This window comes from Phocaeicola sp. RTP21198st1_B8_RTP21198_201120 (assembly GCF_040929485.1).
Classification (GTDB): Bacteria; Bacteroidota; Bacteroidia; order Bacteroidales; family Bacteroidaceae; genus Phocaeicola; species Phocaeicola dorei.
Genome location: NZ_JBCOCI010000404.1, coordinates 1 through 1255 on the forward strand (window position 1 = coordinate 1; position 1255 = coordinate 1255).

Below are 1255 nucleotides of genomic sequence, written 5' to 3' on the forward strand. Positions count from 1 at the left end.
TTTCCGCTTTTTTTTCTTAGTTTTATGTTTTGCATGGTGATGTATTTATTGTTTCAGGTATTGTTTATTCTGATTTACCATAGTAATGATCCGCTTCACAGATTCTATAGAACGGAAACCGTCAGTTGGTGTGTGCAGGCAATAATCTACAAGTTGGCTTACTGTTGATTCAGCTACATGAAGACGTGTGTCAGAAGACGCATAATAGATATAAACTTTTCCATTGTCATCTTCAATCCATCCGTTTGAGAATAATACATTCGATACATCACCGATTCTTTCCTCTCCAATGGGGGCCATGAAATAACCTGCAGGCTCGGCAATAATCTGTGTCGGATCTTCTAAGGAAGTCATATATAAGTATAATACATAGCGTAGTCCGGCTGCGCATCCTCTTACACCATGTGCCAGATGTAACCATCCTTGTGGGGTTTTAATAGGGTGTGGCCCTTCTCCGTTTTTCACTTCCTTGATCGTATGATAAAACCGTTTATTGATGATCTTTTCCTCTTTTATTTCTGCATGACAGATATCATCGATGAGTGCCCATCCGATACCTTCTCCATTGCCGGCGTCAATGAAACCATCTTGGGGACGGGTATACAGTGCGTACTTCCCGTTCACAAATTCCGGATGAAGCACTACGTTGCGTTGCTGGCTCGGAGATTTTAGGTCCGGCAAGCGTTGCCATGTTTTCAGATCTTTTGTTCGTGCAATACCTGCTACGGCTACTGCGGAAGACAAATCACCGGCTGGAGCGTTTGCATCTTTGCGTTCCGCACAAAAAATACCATAAATCCAGCCATCTTCATGTGCGGTCAGGCGCATATCATACATATTGGTATCGGGAATGTCTGTCTCCGGCATTTCTATCGGATAATCCCAGAAACGAAATCCGTCTACAGGACTATTACTCTCTGCTACTGCAAAGAATGATTTTCGGTCTGCTCCTTCAACGCGCGCCACAAGATAGTATTTATGATTGATTTTGATGGCTCCCGTATTCATTACAGCATTGATGCCAATTCTTTCTTCCATGAATGGATTTTGTTTTTCATCAAAATCATATTTCCAGATGAGTGGTGCATGTTCTGCTGTTAATACAGGGTAGTAGTAACGTTTGTATATACCGTTGCTATTGCTGCATATCTCATTTTTTCGGTTGATAAGAGCTTCATAATTTTGTGTTAGCTCTTCTAATCTATTACTTTTCATATTCTATTGTTATTTTTTTCGGTTAATTATTTTATAATTA

General features: G+C 40.4%; 1 protein-coding gene. It reads right to left on the bottom strand.

Annotation, left to right across the window (positions count from 1 at the left end; genetic code table 11):
* Window positions 1-45 precede the first annotated feature (45 nt).
* A complete protein-coding gene (locus AB5935_RS26755) occupies window positions 46-1215 on the bottom strand; it encodes a glycosidase (protein ID WP_368327950.1) in 1170 nt (389 codons plus the stop codon).
* Window positions 1216-1255 lie beyond the last annotated feature (40 nt).

Excerpts from the sequence above, each read along its gene's own strand:
- AB5935_RS26755 (WP_368327950.1), bottom strand. The coding sequence starts at position 1,215 with ATGAAAAGTAATAGATTAGAAGAGCTAACACAAAATTATGAAGCTCTT.